The 20222-nt window shown below is 73.6% G+C and carries 20 protein-coding genes; 16 read left to right on the forward strand and 4 right to left on the reverse strand.

Annotated elements, in window-relative coordinates; translation table 11 throughout:
• Positions 1–1008, reverse strand: a complete 1008-nt coding sequence (paaA, locus tag POD19_RS04675) for a 1,2-phenylacetyl-CoA epoxidase subunit PaaA (protein WP_073116999.1) — start codon at positions 1006–1008, stop codon at positions 1–3.
• Positions 1009–1267: 259 nt separating this feature from the next.
• On the opposite strand from paaA, the gene POD19_RS04680 reads away from it, so the two are divergent.
• Positions 1268–1705, forward strand: coding sequence for a hypothetical protein (locus POD19_RS04680; protein WP_136940122.1), 438 nt, complete (start codon positions 1268–1270; stop codon positions 1703–1705).
• Between the two features lie 29 nt (positions 1706–1734).
• Entirely contained in the window at positions 1735–3234 is a 1500-nt protein-coding gene (locus tag POD19_RS04685; RefSeq protein ID WP_230278106.1) for a hypothetical protein, read from the forward strand.
• Between the two features lie 34 nt (positions 3235–3268).
• Here POD19_RS04685 and POD19_RS04690 read toward each other — a convergent pair whose 3' ends face one another.
• Complete coding sequence (locus POD19_RS04690; protein ID WP_136940124.1) at positions 3269–5182, reverse strand: FAD-binding monooxygenase; 1914 nt, start codon at positions 5180–5182, stop codon at positions 3269–3271.
• A gap of 198 nt (positions 5183–5380) precedes the next feature.
• Here POD19_RS04690 and POD19_RS04695 point away from each other — a divergent pair, with 198 nt between their 5' ends.
• The 10 genes from POD19_RS04695 to POD19_RS04740 all read left to right on the forward strand — a co-directional run bounded on the left by POD19_RS04695 (position 5381) and on the right by POD19_RS04740 (position 13836).
• Complete coding sequence (locus POD19_RS04695; protein ID WP_020624880.1) at positions 5381–6109, forward strand: IclR family transcriptional regulator; 729 nt, start codon at positions 5381–5383, stop codon at positions 6107–6109.
• A gap of 56 nt (positions 6110–6165) precedes the next feature.
• Positions 6166–7296, forward strand: coding sequence for a histidinol-phosphate transaminase (locus POD19_RS04700; RefSeq protein ID WP_169577798.1), 1131 nt, complete (start codon positions 6166–6168; stop codon positions 7294–7296).
• Positions 7297–7318: 22 nt separating this feature from the next.
• Entirely contained in the window at positions 7319–8056 is a 738-nt protein-coding gene (locus POD19_RS04705) for an IclR family transcriptional regulator (RefSeq protein WP_340309351.1), read from the forward strand.
• Positions 8057–8229: 173 nt separating this feature from the next.
• The gene (locus POD19_RS04710; protein ID WP_036316631.1) at positions 8230–9438 is read left to right on the forward strand and encodes a 4-hydroxybenzoate 3-monooxygenase; all 1209 of its coding nucleotides are present in this window, start codon (positions 8230–8232) and stop codon (positions 9436–9438) included.
• A gap of 45 nt (positions 9439–9483) precedes the next feature.
• Positions 9484–10293 (forward strand): protocatechuate 3,4-dioxygenase subunit beta, encoded by an 810-nt coding sequence (pcaH, locus tag POD19_RS04715; RefSeq protein ID WP_205800320.1) that lies wholly within the window; start codon positions 9484–9486, stop codon positions 10291–10293.
• On the forward strand, positions 10293–10940 hold the full coding sequence (gene pcaG, locus POD19_RS04720; RefSeq protein WP_020625037.1) for a protocatechuate 3,4-dioxygenase subunit alpha: 648 nt from the start codon (positions 10293–10295) through the stop codon (positions 10938–10940). The genes pcaH and pcaG overlap by 1 nt, the downstream gene beginning before the upstream one ends.
• A gap of 104 nt (positions 10941–11044) precedes the next feature.
• Positions 11045–11311, forward strand: coding sequence for a hypothetical protein (locus tag POD19_RS04725; protein WP_250161646.1), 267 nt, complete (start codon positions 11045–11047; stop codon positions 11309–11311).
• Between the two features lie 50 nt (positions 11312–11361).
• A complete protein-coding gene (locus POD19_RS04730) occupies positions 11362–12483 on the forward strand; it encodes a lyase family protein (protein ID WP_250161647.1) in 1122 nt (373 codons plus the stop codon).
• A gap of 66 nt (positions 12484–12549) precedes the next feature.
• A complete protein-coding gene (locus tag POD19_RS04735) occupies positions 12550–13347 on the forward strand; it encodes an alpha/beta fold hydrolase (protein WP_144818964.1) in 798 nt (265 codons plus the stop codon).
• A gap of 63 nt (positions 13348–13410) precedes the next feature.
• The gene (locus tag POD19_RS04740; protein WP_020625039.1) at positions 13411–13836 is read left to right on the forward strand and encodes a carboxymuconolactone decarboxylase family protein; all 426 of its coding nucleotides are present in this window, start codon (positions 13411–13413) and stop codon (positions 13834–13836) included.
• Between the two features lie 68 nt (positions 13837–13904).
• Here the strand turns inward: POD19_RS04740 and POD19_RS04745 are convergent, their stop codons facing one another.
• Positions 13905–14453, reverse strand: coding sequence for a DUF4352 domain-containing protein (locus POD19_RS04745; RefSeq protein WP_311765022.1), 549 nt, complete (start codon positions 14451–14453; stop codon positions 13905–13907).
• A gap of 159 nt (positions 14454–14612) precedes the next feature.
• Between POD19_RS04745 and POD19_RS04750 the strand changes: the two genes are divergently transcribed.
• Positions 14613–16331, forward strand: a complete 1719-nt coding sequence (locus tag POD19_RS04750) for an NAD(P)-binding domain-containing protein (RefSeq protein WP_197459296.1) — start codon at positions 14613–14615, stop codon at positions 16329–16331.
• Positions 16332–16490: 159 nt separating this feature from the next.
• Here the strand turns inward: POD19_RS04750 and POD19_RS04755 are convergent, their stop codons facing one another.
• Positions 16491–17363, reverse strand: coding sequence for an IclR family transcriptional regulator domain-containing protein (locus tag POD19_RS04755; RefSeq protein ID WP_020624471.1), 873 nt, complete (start codon positions 17361–17363; stop codon positions 16491–16493).
• Between the two features lie 95 nt (positions 17364–17458).
• Between POD19_RS04755 and POD19_RS04760 the strand changes: the two genes are divergently transcribed.
• Genes POD19_RS04760 through POD19_RS04770 form a run of 3 tightly spaced genes read left to right on the forward strand, consistent with a single transcriptional unit; the run spans position 17459 to position 20222 of the window.
• Positions 17459–18736: a thiolase family protein gene (locus POD19_RS04760; RefSeq protein ID WP_020624470.1), complete on the forward strand. Its 1278-nt coding sequence runs from the start codon at positions 17459–17461 to the stop codon at positions 18734–18736.
• 47 nt (positions 18737–18783) lie between these two features.
• Entirely contained in the window at positions 18784–19548 is a 765-nt protein-coding gene (locus POD19_RS04765; RefSeq protein ID WP_020624469.1) for a 3-oxoacid CoA-transferase subunit A, read from the forward strand.
• An 8-nt stretch (positions 19549–19556) separates the two neighbouring features.
• Positions 19557–20222, forward strand: coding sequence for a 3-oxoacid CoA-transferase subunit B (locus POD19_RS04770; protein ID WP_020624468.1), 666 nt, complete (start codon positions 19557–19559; stop codon positions 20220–20222).

The raw sequence follows: 20222 nt of genomic DNA on the forward strand, positions 1-20222 counted from the left end.
TCAGGCTCCGATCAGGTGGGTCTCGGCCGGCGCGTTCTGCTCGGCCTGGCGGCGGGCGTAGGCGGCGGCGGCCTCGCGGACCCAGGCGCCCTCCTCGTGGGCCTGGATGCGACGGGCCATGCGCTGGGTGTTCATGGGGCCGTCGCCCTTGATCACGGACATGAACTCGTCCCAGTCCAGCTCGCCGAAGTCGTAGTGGCCGCGCTCCTCGTTCCACTTCAGGTCCGGGTCCGGCAGGGTGAGGCCGAGGGCCTCGGCCTGCGGGACGATCATGTCCACGAAGCGCTGGCGCAGGTCGTCGTTGGAGAAGCGCTTGACCTTCCAGGCCATGGACTGGCGGGAGTTGGGGGAGTCCTCGTCCGGCGGGCCGAACATCTGCAGGGCCGGGCCGTAGAAGCGGTTCACGGCGTCCTGGGCCATCTGCTTCTGCTCCGGGGTGCCGTGCGAGAGCTCGTAGAGGATCTCCCAGCCCTGGCGCTGGTGGAACGACTCCTCCTTGCAGATGCGCACCATCGCGCGACCGTACGGGCCGTAGGAGGCGCGGCACAGCGGCACCTGGTTGCAGATCGCCGCGCCGTCGACGAGCCAGCCGATCGCGCCCATGTCCGCCCAGGTGCGGGCCGGGTAGTTGAAGATCGAGGAGTACTTCGCGCGGCCGGAGAGCAGCTGCGCGTTCAGCTCGTCCCGCGGGGTGCCGAGGGTCTCGGCGGCGGAGTACAGGTACAGGCCGTGGCCGGCCTCGTCCTGGACCTTGGCCATGAGGATCGCCTTGCGCTTCAGGGAGGGGGCGCGGGTGATCCAGTTGGCCTCCGGCTGCATGCCGATGATCTCGGAGTGCGCGTGCTGGGAGACCTGGCGGGTCAGGGACTTGCGGTACGCCTCGGGCATCCAGTCGCGGGGCTCGATGCGCGAGTCCTCCGCGATCAGGCGATCGAAGTTCTCCTGGCCGGCCGCATCCTCGGGGGACGGGACGGAGGCCAGGTGCTGGGGGGAGCTGGTCTGCGTCATGGGGATCACCTCACGCTGAGTGCGGGCTGGTTCCGTGGTCAGGGCACGCCGGGGCGCATCGAATTACTGACCGCTCGTTCAGGATAGGCCAGGGTGTGACCTCGGTCAACACGCCGGAGCCGGCACGACCCGGGTGCGACGCGGCCGCCGGGACGGTGCGGGACGGTTCGCTCCTGCACAGGCGTCCCGACGGCGTCCCCCATCCCCGGATCGTCCCTCGCCGCGGTCGCCGGACCCGGGCCCTCCCTACGGTGGCCGCATGTCACCCCTCATCGGACCTCAGCAGATCGCCACGGCCCTGCGGGCCGTCGGACTCGACGACGACGCCGCCCGCCTGGCCGCGTGGGCCGACCCCGCCCGGCGCGAGCGGGAGGCCGCCGAGCAGGCCCTCGCCGACCTCGCCGTGGCCCAGACGCAGCTGCGCACGGCGCTGGGCGGGCTGGTCAGCGCCGCCACGGACGTGCGCTCGGCGATGCACACGGCATGGCGCGGGGAGGCCGCCGGCGCCTATGGGGAGGCCGTGCGCCGCGCGGTGACCCTGGCGGCGGAGCTCGAACGGGAGGCCGGGGAGTGGCTCGCCCTGCGGGCCACCGCCGAGCGGGACGCCGAGGACGCGCGCCGGGACGCGGAGGCCCGGCAGCGGGCGGCCGAGGAGACGGCGCTGGCCGTCCTGCGCTCGCTGGCGGTGGCGGCGTGACCGGCGGGCGGGGTGCCGGTCCGGGGGCGGTGGCCTTCAGCACGCACGGCGGACCGGGCTCGATCTACGCGGAGGCCGAGGAGATGCGCGTCGTGGCCGGGCGGCACGAACACGCCGCCGACGAGGCGGCCGGAGCCTCGTGGCAGGTCGACGCGGCCGCCTTCGGGCTGGGCCGGACGGCCACGTGGCTCGCCTCCGCCGCCCTGCTGCAGGACCGGCTGGCGGAGGCGGTCGGCCGGGTGCGGAGCCTGTCGGAGCAGTGTGCCGAGCTGCACCGTGACCTGCTCTCGGCGGCGGCCCGCTACGAGGAGGCCGAGCGCGCGGCGGCCGGCATCATGGCCGCCGAGGACGCCTCCCTGGAGGAGCTGCCGGCGCTGCTCTGGCGGGACGGCCATGACGGCCTCACCACCCGCGAGGCGGAACGGCTCGTGCAGGACCTCGTCCAGGCGGTGCCCGAGGCCATCGTGGCCGCCCTGCTCGCGGCCGCCGGCTTCCCCCTGCTCGCGGCCCTGGCGCGGATCGACGTGAAGATGCTGACGAGGGCGCAGAGGCGCGTGCTGAAGCGGCCCGTCTCCTCCGCGGCGAAGAAGGGGACGGATGCCGCGTCGGACCTCACCGAGGCGCTGCGGGTCTCCCCGGACGAGGCGTGGACCGTGGCGGCGGACGCCCTGACCCTCGCCGGCGCGGCGCCCCGGGGCGCGGTGACCCTGCACGGGGCGCCGCAGGACCGGCCGACGGCGCCCGCCCTGCTGGACGGCTCGGCCACGGGGCTGGCCTCTCTCATCCCGCGCGAGAAGGGGGACGGCGACCTCACGGTCACGGAGGTGGTGCGAGAGAACGGGAGCCGCGCCTGGGTGGTGGGCCTGCCGGGCACCCGCGGCGGCCTGATCCCGGATCCCGAGTCGACCGACCCGTGGGACGCCGGCGGACTGCTGGACGCCCTCGGCTCCGGGTCCGAGGTCACGGCCCCGGCGGTGCGGGCGGCGCTCGAGGCGGCCGGCGTCCCGCACGGCGCCCCGCTCGTCCTGGCCGGCTACTCCCAGGGCGGGGTGCACGCCGTCAACCTGGCCGGGCGCGAGGACTTCACGTCCGTGTATCCCGTGGCCGGCGTCATGACGGTCGCGGCACCGTCCGGCAACGCGGTGGAGACCGGGCGGACCGCGGTGCTGGAGTTCTCCTCGGACGGGGACCTGGCCGTCGCCGCGGACGGGGCGCCCACCCCCGTCTCGTCGCGCCGGGCCGAGGTGGTCTTCCACCCGGCCGGCCACGGATGGGATGCGCCCGGGGGCGGCTTCCGGACCACCTCTCCGCTGGCGGCCGAGGACGCCCTGGGCGCCGCCCACGACTTCGACGCCCAGGTGGACCTGATCCGGCAGTTCGAGGCCGCCGAGCCCGCGTCCCGGGCGGAGGTCGCCGGGCTCTCCGCCGCGTTGGCCGGGCTGACCGCCGGCACCGTGGCCTCGAGCCGGGCGGTGCGCCTGCGCCGCACGCCGCCCGAGCGGGGCCACCTGCCCCCGGGATCCCGGTGAGCGCGCCGGCGGCGGGGCGCCCGCCGCTGCCCGCTCAGTTCGCGTCGAGCAGCACACCCGCGAAGAACGCGTTCAGGCGGTCGACCTCGTCCAGGCCGAAGACGCCGGAGACGTACTGGTCCGGGCGGACCACGACGACGGCGCCGTCACGGCTGATGCCGCGGGCCTCGAAGATGTCCTCACCGTGCGTGGGCCGGCACGTGGCGAAGATGTTGTTCAGGTCGTGCAGGCCGAGGGAGCCGGTGGTCGGCCGGAAGACCGACGGCACGTCCGGGTGGGCGAATTCGGTCTGCTTCTGCTGGTACACGACCTTGATGTCGAAGCGGGCGTCCTCCGGCCCGTCCGACGGGGTGTGGCGGTTGCGGAAGGACCGCGGGTCCTCCTCGATCGCCTTCGCCCACGCCGCCACCTTCGAATCCTCGGCGCGCGGGGAGGCGGCGTCGGCGAACACGTACACGCGCCAACGGCCGTCCGCGCGGTGCAGGTGGCCCAGGTGCTTGACGTTGGTGTCGCACGAGCGCTCCACCAGCGCCGACTTGAAGCGCTTGCCGATGGGGTAGCCCCGCGCCAGGGCCTGGCCGGTGGTGTCCGTGGTGAGGAGGGAGGGCTGGTACTCCGTCATGAAGCCGGCCGGGAACTCGGCGGTCTTCGTGTAGAACTCGGCCACCTCGTTCGGGTCGCCCAGCTCGGAGGTGGGCTTGGCCATGAGCGTCGACCACTCCTTGTCGAAGTCGATCAGGTTCTTGGCGATCTCCTTGCGCTCCTCCGAGTAGGTCGGCACGAGCTCGACCGGGGCCATCCCGGAGAGCACCTGGCCCAGCTTCCAGCCGAGGTTCCAGCCGTCCTGCATGGACACGTTCATGCCCTGGCCGGCCTTCGCGGAGTGGGTGTGGCAGGCGTCGCCGAGCAGGAACACGTTGGGGTGGGCCACGCGCTCGCGGTTGTCGAAGCCCGAGGTGAGGCGGTGGCCCACCTCGTACACCGAATGCCAGGCGACCTCCTTCACATCCAGCGTGTAGGGGCGCAGGATCTGCTGGGCCCGGCGGATGATCGCCTCGAGCGGGGTCTGGCGCACCTGGTGGTTGTCGTCCGCCGGGACCTCGCCGAGGTCCACATACATGCGGAACAGGTGGCCGCCCTCGCGGGGGATCAGGAGGATCGAGCCGCTGGACGAGTGGATCGCGCACTTGGTGCGGATGTCCGGGAAGTCCGTGTCGGCCAGCGCGTCCATGACGCCCCACGCGTGGTTCGCGGCGTCGCCGGTCAGGGTGTGGCCGATCGCCTTGCGGACGCGGGAGCCCGCGCCGTCCGCGCCCACCACGTACTTGGCGCGCACCTGGCGGGTCGGTCCCGAGGCGGGGTCCTCGAGGGCGTTGCCCTGGGCGTCCACGGTGCGGCGCAGGGTCACGAGCACGGGGTGCTCGCCGTCGTTCGTGTCCTCGAGGGTCTCGAACGCCCAGCCGTAGTCCGGCCGCGCACGGGTGGGGGAGTTCTTCATGTACTCGGCGAACCAGTCCAGGATGCGGGCCTGGTTCACGATCAGGTGCGGGAACTCGGAGACGCCCTCCGGGTCGTCCTCGGCCAGCGAGGTGCGCACGATCGTGTCCGCGTCGTCCTCGGCCGGGTTCCAGAACGCCATGGAGGTCAGGTCGAAGGCCTCGTCGATGATCTCGCTTGCGAAGCCGAAGGCCTGGAAGGTCTCCACGGAGCGGGCCTGGATGCCGTCAGCCTGGCCGATCTCGAGGCGGTGGGGGCGGCGCTCGATGATGCGGGTGTGGACGTCCGGGAACATCGCGAGCTGGGCGGCGGCGATCATGCCGGCCGGGCCCGAGCCGACGATCAGCACGTCCATCTCGTCCGGCAGCTCGGCGGGGCGGTCCAGGCCGATGCCGGCCGCCACCTGGACGCGCGGGTTCGTGGAGACGTAGCCGTGGTGGTGGAAGAGCATGGGGGTCCTTTCGCTGCGGGGGATGTCGCTGCGCGGTGCGCGTGCCACCCGACGGCGTGTTCTCTCAGAGAACACGGTGTTCTCCCTGGGAACACATGTGTGCCAGACTGTACGCGGACGTGACCGGGTTCACAACCAGCGCGCGGGCCGACCACGCCCCGGGCGCGTCACGTCCGGCACCCGAGGCGAGGAGCACAGATGGCGGAGCACGACGGCGGCCCGGTCCGGGAGGGCGCACCCTCCCAGACGCTCTCCCGCGCGCTCACCCTGCTCGAGACCGTCGTGGAGGCGCCCGAGCCGCCCACCATCGCCGACCTCGCCGACGGCCTGGGCGTCCATCGCTCGGTCGCCTACCGCATGCTGCGCACCTTCGAGGCCCACGGCCTGCTGCGCCGCGACGGCCTCGGCCGCGTCCACGCCGCCCCCGGCCTGGCCGTCCTCGCCCGCCGGGTGGAGCAGGATCTGCGCGCGGCGGCCATGCCGCACCTGACCGCCGTCTCCACCGACCTGGGCATGACCGCGTTCCTGGTGGTGTGGGACGGGGCCCACTGCCTCACCCTGGCCACGGCCGAGCCGCCCAGCGGCAACCTCGTCACGCAGCGGCCGGGGACCCGGCACCCCCTCGGGGTCGGTGCGCCGGGGATGGCGATCGCCGTCGCCCTGACCGGACAGGAGTGGGCGCGGCTGCCCGGCGAGGCCCCGCCCGAGCGACCCGAGCTCGACGACGTGCGGGAGCGCGGCTGGGCCGTCAGCTCCGACGAGGTCATCACCGGCGTCTCCTCGGTGGCCGTGCCGCTGCGGGTCCCGGGCCAGCTGCCCGCCGCCCTCGCCGTGGTCTACGCGACGCGGCCGGAGGACCCGGCGCGCCTCGGGGACCGGCTCGGTGAGGCGGCCCGGGCCGTCGCCGTCGCCTTCGGCGCAGCCTGAGCCCGGGTCCCGTGGTGCCGCTCACGGCGTCCGCAGCCCGCATTACCCTGGTGGCCATGACTGATGACGCACAGCAGACGCCCGCCGTGGTCGCGCCCCACAAGAAGGTCGGCATGCTGCCGCCGTACGCCGCCGGCAAGCCGCCGGTCGCCGTCCCGGGCCTGCACCCCTACAAGCTCTCCTCGAACGAGAACCCCTACGCGCCCGTGCCCGGCGTGATCGACCGGGTGCGTCAGGTCGTGACCGGCCCGGAGGGCGCGCCCAGCACCCTCTGCCGCTACCCGGACACCCTCTCCACCGGCCTGCGCCAGGCCCTGGCCGCGCACCTGGACGTCCCGGCGGACGACGTCGTGACCGGCGCCGGCTCCCTCGGCGCCCTGGCCCAGGTCATCACCGCCTTCGCCGGCCACGGCGAGGCCGGGGAGGGCGACGAGGTGATCTTCGCGTGGCGCTCCTTCGAGGCCTACCCGATCGTGGTCCGCACCGCCGGTGCCGTGGACGTGCAGGTGCCGCTCACCGCGGACCACCGCCACGACCTGCCGGCCATGCTGGAGGCGATCACGGAGCGCACCCGCGTGATCCTGCTCTGCACCCCCAACAACCCGACCGGCCCCGTGCTCACCACCGCCGAGGTCGAGGACTTCCTGGCGCGCGTGCCCGCCCACATCCTCGTGGTCATCGACGAGGCCTACGTGGAGTTCGTCCGCGACGAGGACGCGGTCAAGGGCCTGGAGATGTACCGCAAGCACGCGAACGTCGTCGTGCTGCGCACCTTCTCGAAGGCGCACGGCCTGGCCAACCTGCGCGTGGGCTACTCGGTCTCGCAGCCGGAGATCACCAAGGCCCTGCGCACCGTGGCCACCCCGTTCGCGGTGTCCACGGTGGCCGAGGAGGCCGCGATCGCCTCGCTCGAGCACCTGGACGAGGTCCTCGAGCGCGTGCAGATCGTCGTCGACGAGCGCGAGCGCGTCGCCGCTGCCCTGGCCGAGGCCGGCTGGGACCTGCCCTCATCGCAGGCCAACTTCGTGTGGCTGCCGCTCGGCGAGCGCACGCAGGCGTTCGCCGAGGCCGCCCAGGACCGGGCCCTGTCCGTCCGGGCGTTCGCGGGCGAGGGTGTGCGCGTGAGCATCGGCGAGAAGGAGGCCAACGACCGCTTCCTCGAGGTCGCGCGCGACTTCCTGACGTGAGCGGGTCGGCGCGAGCGGCACGTTGGACCGGCTGATCCGGGTCCTCTTCGCGTTCGACGCGGAGCGTCCGGTGTTGACCGTGGCGGCCCTGGCCCGGCGCACCGAGCTGCCCCTGGCCACCGCCTATCGGTGGGTGGACCGGCTGGTGCGCGCCGAGCTGCTGCAGAAGGACGAGGACGGCGTGGTCCGGCCCGGCCTGCGGCTGTGGGAGATGGCCTCCCGGAGCGCGCCGAGCATGTCCCTGGCCCGGACGGCCATGCCGTTCCTCGTGGACGTGCAGTCGGTCCTGCGGCAGCACACGCAGCTCGCGGTCCTCGACGACGACGGCGTCCTCGTGCTCGCCCGGCTCTCCTCCCAGGGGGCCGTGGTGAACCAGGCGGACGTCGCGGGTCGGCTGCCGCCGTTCACCACCGCCCTGGGACTCGTGCTGCTCGCCCACGCCCCGGTCGAGACGGCGGAGCGGTTCATCGCCCGGCACCGGGACCGGCTCGGCGCCGTCGTGGATCACCATCCCCTCGAGTCGGGGCGTGCGGTGCCCGCGGGCGTGCGGGCGCGGGTGGCCACGCCCAGCGAGCCGCGGCTGCGAGCGCTTCTGGCGGATGTGCGGCGGGAGGGGTACGCGGCCGTGGACGGCGCGTTGGACGAGGAGTCCCGGGGGTCGCCGTGCCGGTCCGCGGGGCCGACGGCGTGGCGGCGGCCGCGCTCGGGGTCGTCGTCCCCCGCGAGGCGCCGTACACCCCGGGGGTGCCGCCCCTGCTGATGACGGCCGCCCGGGGGATCGCCCGCGGACTCGGCGGCCATTCTCACTGAGTGAGAACGGCCGGGCGCGGGCCGTGTCCTGCGCCACAGGATGGTCGGGACCTCCGCCGCCGGCCCCGGCCGCGCGGCCCGACCCGCCCGGCCCGACCGGTGACGTCCCCCGGAAAGGACGCCATGACCCAGCCCCCCGTGACCCGCACCCGCGTCGGCATCGTCGGCGGCGGGCCCGCCGGCCTGATGCTCTCCCACCTGCTCGCGCGGCAGGGGATCGACAACGTCGTCCTCGAGTCCCGTGACCCCGAGACCATTGCGCACACCCACCGCGCGGGCATCCTCGAGCAGCCCAGCGTGGAGATGCTGACGGACATGGGCGTCGACGGCCGGGTGAGGACGGTGGGCGACGAGCACCGCGGCATCATCCTGCGCTTCGACGGCGAGTCGCATGCCCTGGACTTCCCGGAGCTCGTGGGTGCCACGGTCACCCTGTACGCGCAGAACGAGGTCTTCGTCGACCTCGCCGCGGCGCGGCGGCGCGACGGCGGCGACGTCCGCTTCGAGACCGAGGTGCTCGAGGTGCTCGACGTCGACTCGGACACCCCCGGCGTCCGGTTCCGCTCCGTGGCCGCTGGCGAGGAGGGGCCGGTCGAGGAACTGCGCTGCGACATCCTCGTGGGCGCGGACGGCTCGCGTTCCACCGTCCGCAAGGCCCTCCAGCGCGACACCGAGGGCGAGGACCACTTCCACGCGTACCCCTTCGCCTGGTTCGGCATCCTCGCCGAGGCGCCCAAGTCCTCGCCTGAGCTGATCTACGCCCGCTCCGAGCATGGCTTCGGCCTGATCTCGCAGCGCTCGGAGACCGTGCAGCGCATGTACTTCCAGTGCGACCCCTCGACCCGCGTGGAGGACTGGTCCGACGACCGGATCTGGGACCGGCTGCAGCGCATCGTGGCCGGCCCGGACGGCTTCACCCTCAAGACCGGCCCCATCATCGACAAGACGGTGCTCGGCTTCCGCTCCTATGTGCGCACACCGCTGAGTCACCGCAACGTCTTCCTCGCCGGCGACGCCGGACACACCGTCCCGCCCACCGGGGCGAAGGGCCTGAACCTCGCCTTCGCGGACGTGCGCGTCCTGGCCGAGGCGCTCGAGTCGTGGGCCGCCACGGGCTCGCGCGACCTGCTCGACGCCTACTCGGAGACGGCGCTGACCCGCGTGTGGAAGGACCAGAACTTCTCCTACTGGATGACCACCATGCTCCACGCCCGCCCGGACGCCTCGGAGTTCGAGGACATGCGCGTGCGCGGTGAGCTCCGCAACGTGGTCCAGTCCCGTTACGGACGGCAGTTCCTCGCCGAGCAGTACACCGGCTGGCCCTCCGCCTGAGCCCGACCGATCCCCGACCCCGCAGAGAAAGGAGCCGACGTGAGCATCGCCGCCCAGGCCAAGGACGACGACACGTTCGACAGCGCCCACGTGCTCGATCCAGCCGCCACCCGCGACTCGCAGGGGCAGATCAGTGAAGAGATCGCGGCCGTCCATGCCCAGGCCCAGGGCGAGACCCAGCCGCGGCTCGACTTCCCGCCCTATCGCTCGTCGGTGTTCCGCCACCCCACCAAGTCGCTCGTGCACGCCGACCCCGAGACCGTGGAGCTGTGGTCCCCGGCCTTCGGCCACCGCGACGTGCACCCGCTCGAGGCGGACCTGGCCGTCGGCCAGAACGGCGAGCCGATCGGCGAGCGCATCAAGGTGCGCGGCCGCGTGCTCGACGACGACGGCCGCCCCGTGCGCCACCAGCTGGTGGAGATCTGGCAGGCCAACGCGGCCGGCCGCTACGTGCACAAGCGGGACCAGCACCCCGCGCCGCTGGACCCGAACTTCACGGGCATCGGCCGCACACTGACCGGCGCGGACGGGACCTACGAGTTCACCACCATCAAGCCCGCCCCGTACCCGTGGAAGAACCACCGCAACGCGTGGCGCCCGGCGCACATCCACTTCTCCCTGTTCGGCACGGACTTCACGCAGCGCATGATCACCCAGATGTACTTCCCGGGCGATCCGCTGTTCCCGCTGGACCCGATCTACCAGGGCATCACGGACCAGGCCGCCCGCGACCGGCTCGTGGCCACCTACGACCACTCGGTGACCAGCCACGAGTGGAACACCGGCTACTGGTGGGACATCGTGCTCACGGGCAGCCACCGCACCTGGATGGAAGACGAGGAGGGCGATCACTGATGCGGATCGACGAGACCACCGAGCGCACCGCCGACGGGAGGCTGGTCCCCACCCCGGGCCAGACCATCGGCCCGTTCTTCGGCTACGCGAACGGCTACGAGCAGGTCCACCTGCCGTGGCGCGACGGCCACCAGCTGGTCCCCGCGGGCCGCGCGGACGCGATGCGCCTGTTCGGCACCGTCTACGACGGCAACGGCGATCCGATCCCGGACGCCATGATCGAGATCTGGCAGGCCGACGCCGAGGGCGTCATCTCGCAGGAGGACGGCTCCCTCGTCCAGGACGGCTTCACCTTCACCGGCTGGGGCCGCTGCGCCGTGGACAACGCGGGCCGCTACACCTTCTCCACCGTGGAGCCCGGCGTGGTGAACGAGGACCGCGCCCGGTTCATCCACGTCGTCGTGTTCGCCCGCGGCCTGCTGAACAAGCTGCACACCCGCGTGTACCTGCCCGAGGACGCCGAGGCGATCGTGCAGGACGCGTTCCTGACCTCCCTCGACGAGGACCGCCGTCGCACCCTGATCGGCACCCGGAACGACGACGGCTCGCTCGAGTTCGACATCTGGATCCAGGGCCCCGGGGAGCACGCACCGAAGGAGACCGTGTTCCTGCAGTTCCCCGGCATCGAGTACCCCGAGCTCGACTGACGCCGGCCTCGGCCGCAGGCCCGGCCCCTCCCACACGCGGGACGGGTCGGGCCTGACGCCGCCTCCGGAGCCCGATCCCACCCCTCCGACCCCAGGAGCCCGCCATGACCTCAGCCGCCGCCGACCTCGCCGCCGTCGCCGACGTCGGCCTCCTGGATCCGGCCTGGGCCGGCAGTCGGGCGGAGGCCGCCACCGCGGACCGCACCTTCCTGGGGCACCTGCTCGACGTCGAGGCGGCCTGGGTGCGCGTGCTCGCCCGGCACGGGCTCGCCACGGAGGCGGAGGCGGCGGCCGCCGCGGCGGCGGGCGACCCGGACGCCTACGACCTCGCCGCGCTCGCCCGCGCGGCCCAGGGCGGCGGCACCCCCTGATCCCGGCGCTGAAGGCGCTGCGCGCGCAGCTGCCGGCCGGCTCCCGCGCCGTGCACCTGGGCGCCACGAGCCAGGACGTCGTGGACTCCGCGCTGATGGTCATGGTGGGCCGGGTGGGCGCGATCCTGGCCGAGGACCTCGCCGCCGCGCAGGACGCGCTTGCGGAGCTGGCCCGCGCCCACCGCTCGACGCCGATGGTCGCCCGATCCCTCGCCCAGCACTCCCTGCCCTCCACCTTCGGGCTGCGCGCCGCGAACTGGCTCGACGGCCTCGGCCAGGCCGCGGATCGGCTCGCCGCCGCCGTCGCGGACCTGCCCGTCCAGTGGGGCGGCGCCGCCGGCACCCTGGCCTCCCTGTCCGGGCACGTCGACCGCGCGCACCGCGCGGGGACCCTCGGCCCCGAGGTCACCGCGTTCACCCTGGTCGAGGACCTCGCCGCCGAGCTGGGCCTCGCCGCCCCCGCCGGGCCCTGGGACACGAACCACATGGCCGTCACGGGCGTGGCCGCGGCCCTGGCCGACGTCGTGGCCGCGTGCGGGAAGATCGCCAACGACGTGCTGACATCGGCGCGGATCGAGAACGGCGAGCTCGGTGAGCCGCTTGCGGCCGGCCGCGGCGGCTCCTCCCCGATGCCGCACAAGCAGAACCCCGTGCTCTCCGTGCTGATCCGCTCCGCCGCGCTGTCCGCCCCCGGGCTCGCGGCGCGGGTGTACACGGCGGCCGGCGCCGCGGACGACGAGCGCCCGGACGGGGCCTGGCACGCCGAGTGGCCCGCGCTGCGCCGCCTGCTGCGGGTGGCCGGCGGGACCGCGGCCCTGACCCGCGAGCTCGTCTCCGGCCTGCGCGTCCACGAGGACCGCATGCGGCGCAACCTGGAGCTCACCGGCCCGCTGCTCGTCTCCGAGCGGATCATGGCCGAGCTGGCTCCGGAGCTGGACGAGGCCTCCGGCGAGCCGGGCTCCGGGAAGCGGCTGATCCAGGACGTCGTGGACCGCTCCCTGGCGTGCGAGGGGAACTTCCGCGCCCTGCTGCGCGCGGCGGTCCCGGAGTCCGTTCCGGACGCCCGCCTCGACGACCTCCTCGACCCCGCCGCCTACACGGGGGAGGCCGAGGCCCTCGTGGACCGCCTCCTCGCCGCCCGCCGGGGCACGACGACGCCGCCCCGCACCTGAGACCATCTCCGTCAGAACCGGCCGCGCCCCTCGGGGTGCGGCGCCGCCGCAGAGGAAGGACCGCCCATGAGCACCCCCCGTGTCACCACCACCCTCCTGAAGCCCGCCCAGGACCCCGCCCGCGTGCTCGTGGTCGGCGCCGGCCTCGGCACCGGCGTCCAGGCCCTGTGGAGCCTCGCCGCGCAGCAGCTCCCTGAGGACACCGTGGTGGTCGGCTACGACCTGCCCGGCCACGGCGCCTCCGAGCCCCACGCCGAGCCGTTCTCGATGGCGGAGCTGGCGGACGCCGTCGTCGCCGCCGTGCAGGCGCTGCAGGAGGACGGCACCGTTCCCGCGGACCTGCCCGTGCACTTCGCGGGCGTCTCCCTCAACGGGTGCGTGGCGCTGCAGCTGGCCCTGGACCACGCGGACACCGTCTCCGGTGTGGCCGTGATCTGCTCCGCCGCGAAGATCGGCGAGGCGGGGTCCTGGCGCGAGCGCGCCGAGCTCGTGGAGCGTGCCGGCACCCCGACCCTCGTCGAGGGCTCGGCGCAGCGCTGGTTCGCCGACGGGTTCATCGCGGCCCACCCGGAGCGGACGACGGGCCTGCTGCACACCCTGCAGGAGGCGGACCGCCATTCCTACGCGCGCCTGTGCGAGGCGCTGGCCGACTTCGACGTGCGCGGGCGCCTCGGGGAGATCGCCGTCCCCGTCCTCACGATCCACGGCGTGGCGGACCAGGTCACCCCGCCCTCGGCGTGCGAGGAGATCGCCGCCGCGGTGCCGGGCACCGTGACCCACGTGTTCGACGAGACCGCCCATCAGGCCCCCCTCGAGCAGCCCGAGCGCACCGCCGCGGCCCTGGCCGCCTTCCCGGCGCGCTGAGCCGCCCGCCCCCTCCCGCCCTGCCCCGCACGACGACGCCCCCACCACGAGGAGAGACTGCGCATGAGCGCCGAGCAGCCCATCGGGCACGACATGGACCGCACCTCCCAGGAGGTGCTCGACGCGGGCATGGCCGTGCGCCGCGAGGTCCTGGGCGACGCCCACGTGGACCGCGCCGAGGCGAGGAAGGACGCCACCACCGAGGACTTCCAGAACCTGATCACCCGCTACGCATGGGGGACGATCTGGACGCGGCCCGGTCTGGACCGGCGGATGCGCTCAGCCGTGACCATCTCCGCCATGGTGGCCGGCGGCTACTGGGACGAGTGCGCCATGCACCCGCGCGCCGCCCTGCGCAACGGCCTGACCCGGGAGGAGATCCAGGAGATCCTCCTGCAGACCGCGGTCTACGCCTCCGTGCCGGCGGCGAACATCGCGTTCAAGCTCGCCCAGGAGGACGCCGACCTCGCCGAGGGCAGGCCGCTCTGAGCGCAACGTTCACAGCGCGCACGAGGCCCCATGCCCGGGAAGGACATGGGGCCTCGTCTGCGCGCTGATCAGTCGAGCTCGACGACCACCGGCTGATCGAGGGAGAGGCCGCCCCCGGAGACCTTGACCTGGGTGATCTCGGTCCCTGCCGGAACGTCGAACCACAGGTAGCCGCTGGCCACGTTGCCCGGGTTGGTCGGCTCGATGTTCATGCCGTTCTCGGTGCCGTAGATCGATGCGTCCGTGCTGTAGCTGTACTCGGCCCCGTCTGCGCTGACGAGCTTCACGCTGTCGGCGAAGAACGTCCGCTCCTCCTTGGCGTTGTTCTTCGCGCTGATCTGCACGGGCACGAACTCGCCCTGGGCCTCCGTGGAGAAGCCGGACGGGCCGACGCTCGCGACGGGCGTATCGACCGACTCAACGGTCGTGGCCCAGTCGCCCACGGTGAACTCCTGGCCGAGGCCGACCTTGGCTGCCTCGTCGCTGGAGCTGGTCTCGCCCTGGGAGGCGGCCTCTCCGCCCCCTCCGAGGTGCTGTTCGAACCGCCGCCCATCATGGAGGCGAGGACGGCGATCACGATCAGGGCGAGCAGGCCGATCAGGGCGTACTTGAGACACCCCCTTTCTTCTTCGCGGGGGGCTGCACGACATTGCCGTTGGCGTCGTAATACACAGGATTGCTCTTGCGGGCCACGATGCTCCTTCGGGAGGGCGCAGTGATGTCACATGCCGTTGTGGCCAACGGCTGCCATGCACGGCGCGTGAATTGAGTAATGAATGATGGGAGTATCGCATGCCGTAGAGGAAGCTGGGAGTACTCCCCGGAGCATCGCGTTCCAGCTGGCCCAGGAGGTCTTCGCCCGGCACGATGCCGACCTTGCCGACGCCGGGTCCGGCGTCGTGCTGGGCATGTGGGACCCGGCCGGCCTCCTCTACGGCCTCGGACTCATGGCCGTGGCGGCCGTGACCCTTGTCCGCCGCGCCCCGTTCGGCGGGTCGATCATGGTGCGGGTGGCCCGCTGCACTTGTGACCCTTCTGGCGGCCGTTCCACCCCGGAGAAGGGTCAGAACCGCAGTCGATTCGCGGGGGCCGGTGCTACGGTCGGGCCGAGCCGCCCCACCCCCACTCTCGGAAGGACACCCATGCGTGAGCGCGTCGCCCTGATCGGAGCCGGCCCGTCCGGCATGGCCCTGCTGAGGAGCCTCGCCCTGGCCGAGGACGCGGGGGCGGCGGTCCCGGAGGTCGTGGCGTTCGAGCGCCAGGACGACTGGGGCGGCCAGTGGAACCTGGACTGGCGCACCGGCGCGGACCGCCACGGCGAGCCCGTGCACTCCGCCATGTACCGGGACCTGTGGATCAACGGGCCCAAGGAGTGCATGGAGTACCCGGACTACCCGTTCGATGCGCATTTCGGCCGCGCCGTGTCCTCGTACCTCCCGCGGGAGGCCATGCGGGACTACATCGTGGGCCGGGTGGCCGAGGTGGCCGGGCGCATCCGCCCGCAGATCCGGTTCGCCACGGCCGTCCGCTGGGTGCAGCCGCTCGACGACGGCGGGTTCGGGGTGACCTCGGAGGACCTGGTCACGCGCGAGGCCGTCACCGAGCGGTTCGACCGCGTCGTGGTGGCCACCGGGCACTTCCACACCCCGCACCTGCCGTCCTGGCCCGGCGTGGAGACCTTCCCCGGGCAGGTCCAGCACGCCCACGACTACCGAAGCCCGGAGCCGTACACGGGCCGTCGCGTGCTCGTGGTGGGCTCCTCCTACTCCGGGCAGGACCTGGCCCTGCAGCTGCACCGCGCCGGCGCCGCCCACGTGACCACCGCCTACCGTGCCCGCCCGCAGGACATCGCGTGGCCGGCCGGCATGGACGAGGCCCCCGAGGTGCAGGGGTTCGACGGTGCGGAGGTCACCTTCGCGGACGGCTCCACCGCCGAGTACGACGCCGTGCTGCTGTGCACCGGCTACCGCCACCACTACCCCTTCCTGCCGGGCGAGCTGGCGCTGGCCGGCCCGAACCTGCTGGCCCCGTTCGGGCTGTGGAAGGGCGTGGTCTGGCACGCCGACCCGCGCGTGCTCTACCTGGGTGCCACCCAGCAGCTGTTCACCCTGACGCTCCTGGACGCGCAGGCCTTCTTCGCCCGCGACGTGCTGCTCGGCCGCGTCCCGGTGCCCGGCGATGAGGAGCGTCGGGCCGACATGGACGCCTGGTTCGAGCGGATGACGCGGATCGACGGGCCGCCGGCCGCGCTGGCCTACCAGGGCGCGTACATCCAGGACCTGTCCTCCCACACGGACTGCCCGGAGGTGGACGTCGAGGCGGTGGCCCGCACCTTCCTCGAGATGCGCGACGCCCGGATCGAGGACGTCCGGACGTTCCGCGACCGGCGGCACCGCTCGACCGTGACCGGCACGCTGGCCGCGGCGCACCCGGTGCCGTGGATGGACCGCCCGGACGACTCCCTCGAGGAGTACCTCCGCCGCTTCCCGGCCTGACCCCCCACCCTGCCCTTCCCGTTCCGAATCCACTGCACTTCCGACCCTTCTGGCGGCCGTTCCGGGCCTCAGAAGGGTCAGAACCGCAGTCGATTCGCGGGGGCGGGTGCTGGTGCTGGTGCGGATGCGGGTGCGGGGAGTGCTGAAGGGGGTGGGCGCTCAGCGCTGGAGCGCGGCCAGGGCGGCCTCGGCGTCGTCCGCGGCGGCGCGCAGCACCGGCAGGGCCTGCACGACGGCGGCCGCCACCTCCGGCGTGCGCGGCGCCGGGACGCGGGCCCCGGTCCGCAGGGCCGCCCGGCGCGCGCCCGGGTCGCGATGGTCCGGCCCGAGGGACAGCGCCGTGTTGATCGCCACGGCCACTCGCCCCTCGGCGTCGCGCACGGGCACGGCGACGCTGCTCAGATGGGCGTCCAGCTCCGCGGTCACCACGGCGTGGCCCTGCTCCCGCACGCGCGCCAGCTCGGCCATCAGCGCGTCCACGTCCGTGAGGGTGTGCTCCGTGGCGGGGGTGCGCGGGGCGCCTGCGAGCAGGGCACAGGCCTCGTCCTCGGGCAGGTCGGCCAGCAGCACGCGGCCCATGGACGTGGTGAACGCGGGCAGGCGCGTGCCGACGTCGAGGTTCACCCGCAGGATCCGCTCGGTGTGCACACGCGCGATGTACATCAGGTGCGCCCCGTGGAGCACGCCCGCGGAGCAGGACTGGTGCAGGCGCTGCGAGGCCTGGGTGAGGATCGGCCGGAGGATCTCGGAGACGGACCGGCCGGACCAGTAGCCGTGGCCGAGCTCCAGCACGCGCGGGGTCAGCGCGAACCGCCGCCCGTCCTGCACGGCGTAGCCGAGCTCCGTGAGCGTCAGCAGCATGCGCCGCGCCGTGGCCCGGGTGACCCCCGCGGCGGTCGCGGCCTCGCTCACCGAGAGCGTGGGGGTGTCCGGGGTGAACGCGCGCAGCACCGCCAGACCGGACGCCAGGGCGCGCACCACGTCCCCGCCCGACGCGGGACGTGCGCCGGGGGCGTCGACGTCGTCGGTCATGTCCGCCAGCGTAGTCCGCTATGCGCACAGCGCACGCCCGTGCGCGTCACGCACACACCCTTCCCCGCCCGCCGAGGCGGTCCTACGGTGAGGCCATGAGCCTCACCGATGCCTACGTGTTCGACGCCGTCCGCACCCCCTTCGGCAAGGTCGGCGGCGCGCTGTCGGGGGTGCGCCCCGACGACATGGCCGCCCACGTGGTCCGCACCCTCGTGGACCGCGCCCCGGGCCTGGAGGGCCTGCGCGCCGCGTCCGCCCAGGCCGTGGCCGACGCCGCCGCCGGCCGCCCGATCGAGGCCGGCACGGACGCCGCCGCCCCGCAGCGGATCGACGAGGTCGTCTTCGGCAACGCCAACGGCGCGGGCGAGGAGAACCGCAACGTGGCCCGCATGGCCACCCTCCTGGCCGGCCTGCCGCTGTCCATCCCCGGCACCACCGTGAACCGCCTCTGCGGCTCCTCCCTGGACGCGGCGATCATCGCCTCCCGCCAGATCAACACCGGCGAGGCGGACGTGGTCCTCGTGGGCGGCGTGGAGTCGATGTCCCGTGCCCCGTGGGTGCTGCCCAAGACCACCCGCCCGTTCCCCATGCACGACCTGGCGGCGGCGAACACCACGCTCGGCTGGCGCCTGATCAATGACGCGATGCCGCCGGAGTGGACCGTCTCGCTCGGCGAGGCCACGGAGCTGCTGCGCGAGCGCTTCGGCATCTCCCGCGAGCGCCAGGACGAGTTCGCCGCGCGCTCGCACCGCCTTACCGCGCGGGCGTGGGACGAGGGGCGGTATGACTCCCTCGTGGCCGCCGTGCCCGGCACGGACCTGGAGCGGGACGAGACCGTCCGCCCGGACTCCACCCCCGAGACCCTCGCCGGCCTGCGCACCGTGTTCCGCCGGGAGAACGGCACCGTCACGGCGGGCAACGCCTCGCCCATGAACGACGGCGCCTCGGCCGCCCTCCTGGGCTCGTCGACGGGCGCCGATGTGCTCGGCCTGGAGCCCCTGGCCCGCATCGCCGGCCGCGCCACCGCCGCCAACGAGCCCGACTTCTTCGGCTACGCGCCGGTGGAGGCGGTGAACCGGGCCCTGTCCCGCGCCGGGATCGGCTGGAAGGACGTGGCCGCCGTCGAGCTCAACGAGGCCTTCGCCGCCCAGTCCCTGGCCTGCACGGACGCCTGGGGCGTGGACCCGGAGATCGTGAACGCCTGGGGCGGCGCGATCGCGATCGGCCACCCCCTCGGGGCCTCCGGCACCCGCGTGCTCGGCACGCTGGCCCGCCGCCTCGAGGCCTCCGGTGAGCGGTGGGGCGTGGCCGCGCTGTGCATCGGCGTGGGCCAGGGCATCGCCGTCGTCCTCGAGAACGTGGCCGCGCGCTGACGCGTCCGGCCGAGCACCCACCCGACCCCCTCATCCAAGGAGTCCCCATGCTGGAGTTCGTGGACACGGCCGCGCAGGCCGTCTCCCGCATCACCGACGGCGCCACGGTGCTGATCGGCGGGTTCGGCAACGCCGGCCAGCCGATGGAGCTGATCGACGCGCTGCTCGAGTCCGGGGCCACCGGCCTCACGGTGGTCAACAACAACGCGGGCCAGGCGGACGCGGGCCTGGCGCTGCTGATCAAGGAGCGGCGGGTCGCCAAGATCATCTGCTCGTTCCCGCGCCAGTCCGACTCGTGGCATTTCGACGAGGCCTACCGTGCCGGGGAGATCGAGCTGGAGCTCGTCCCGCAGGGCAACCTGGCCGAGCGCCTGCGCGCCGGCGGCGCCGGCATCGGCGGCTTCTTCACGCCCACCGGCTACGGCACGCAGCTGGCCGAGGGCAAGGAGGTCCGCGAGATCGACGGCACGCACTACGTGCTGGAGGCCCCGATCCGCGGCGATGTCGCGCTCATCAAGGCGTACGCGGCGGACCGCCACGGCAACCTCGTGTACCGCAAGACCGCCCGCAACTTCGGACCCGTCATGGCCGCGGCCGCCGCCACCACGATCGTCCAGGTGGACGAGGTCCGCGAGGAGCCGATCGACCCGGAGCACGTGGTGACCCCCGGCATCTACACGGACACCGTGGTGCGGATCGACACCGAGTCCGGGGAGAAGGAGCGCGCCGAGCGGGCTGCCCTGGCGGAGGGCCGGCCGAAGCCGTGCGCGGCCACGACGACCGCGGCCGAGCCGGCCGCCGAGGGGAAGTGAGGAGAGCGATGAGCATCACCCAGACCGACACCCCGCTGACCCAGGACGAACTGGCCCGTACGATCGCGGCGGACATCGCCCCCGGCTCCTTCGTGAACCTGGGCATCGGCCAGCCCACCACGGTGTCCAACTACCTGGAGGCGGAGAAGAACGTCACCCTGCACACCGAGAACGGCATGCTGGGCTTCGGCCCGCAGGCCGAGGGCGAGCAGATCGATGAAGACCTCATCAACGCCGGCAAGATCCCCGTCACCGAGCTGCCCGGGGCCGCGTACTTCCACCACGCCGACTCGTTCGCCATGATGCGCGGCGGCCACCTGGACGTGTGCGTCCTCGGCGCCTACCAGGTCTCCGCGACCGGCGACCTCGCCAACTGGTCCACGGGCAAGCCCGGGGCGATCCCCGCCGTCGGGGGTGCGATGGACCTGGCGATCGGCGCCAAGGACACCTACGTGATGATGGATCTCTTCACCAAGAAGGGCGATCCGAAGCTGCTGGCCGAGTGCACGTTCCCCCTCACCGGCGTCGGCTGCGTCTCCCGCATCTACGCGGATCGGGGCGTCTTCCTGCTGGACGCCTCCGGGGTCGTGCGGGTCCGCGAGCTGCACGGCATCACGTGGGAGGAGCTGGAGGCGGCGCACCCCGGCGTGCGGTTCGAGAAGCTCGAGGACTGA

The organism is Micrococcus sp. GPGPB33, assembly GCF_037853785.1.
Lineage (GTDB): Bacteria > Actinomycetota > Actinomycetes > Actinomycetales > Micrococcaceae > Micrococcus > Micrococcus luteus.

Bases quoted from the DNA above. Each gene is read 5' to 3' on its own strand.
- POD19_RS04770 (WP_020624468.1), top strand. From the start codon at position 19,557: ATGAGCATCACCCAGACCGACACCCCGCTGACCCAGGACGAACTGGCC.
- paaA (WP_073116999.1), bottom strand. From the start codon at position 1,008: ATGACGCAGACCAGCTCCCCCCAGCACCTGGCCTCCGTCCCGTCCCCC.
- POD19_RS04765 (WP_020624469.1), top strand. From the start codon at position 18,784: ATGCTGGAGTTCGTGGACACGGCCGCGCAGGCCGTCTCCCGCATCACC.
- POD19_RS04750 (WP_197459296.1), top strand. From the start codon at position 14,613: ATGATGGGAGTATCGCATGCCGTAGAGGAAGCTGGGAGTACTCCCCGG.
- POD19_RS04690 (WP_136940124.1), bottom strand. From the start codon at position 5,182: ATGCTCTTCCACCACCACGGCTACGTCTCCACGAACCCGCGCGTCCAG.
- POD19_RS04725 (WP_250161646.1), top strand. From the start codon at position 11,045: ATGACCTCAGCCGCCGCCGACCTCGCCGCCGTCGCCGACGTCGGCCTC.
- POD19_RS04710 (WP_036316631.1), top strand. From the start codon at position 8,230: ATGACCCAGCCCCCCGTGACCCGCACCCGCGTCGGCATCGTCGGCGGC.
- POD19_RS04700 (WP_169577798.1), top strand. From the start codon at position 6,166: ATGACTGATGACGCACAGCAGACGCCCGCCGTGGTCGCGCCCCACAAG.
- POD19_RS04760 (WP_020624470.1), top strand. From the start codon at position 17,459: ATGAGCCTCACCGATGCCTACGTGTTCGACGCCGTCCGCACCCCCTTC.
- pcaG (WP_020625037.1), top strand. From the start codon at position 10,293: ATGCGGATCGACGAGACCACCGAGCGCACCGCCGACGGGAGGCTGGTC.
- POD19_RS04755 (WP_020624471.1), bottom strand. From the start codon at position 17,363: ATGACCGACGACGTCGACGCCCCCGGCGCACGTCCCGCGTCGGGCGGG.
- POD19_RS04695 (WP_020624880.1), top strand. From the start codon at position 5,381: ATGGCGGAGCACGACGGCGGCCCGGTCCGGGAGGGCGCACCCTCCCAG.
- POD19_RS04740 (WP_020625039.1), top strand. From the start codon at position 13,411: ATGAGCGCCGAGCAGCCCATCGGGCACGACATGGACCGCACCTCCCAG.
- POD19_RS04735 (WP_144818964.1), top strand. From the start codon at position 12,550: ATGAGCACCCCCCGTGTCACCACCACCCTCCTGAAGCCCGCCCAGGAC.
- POD19_RS04680 (WP_136940122.1), top strand. From the start codon at position 1,268: ATGTCACCCCTCATCGGACCTCAGCAGATCGCCACGGCCCTGCGGGCC.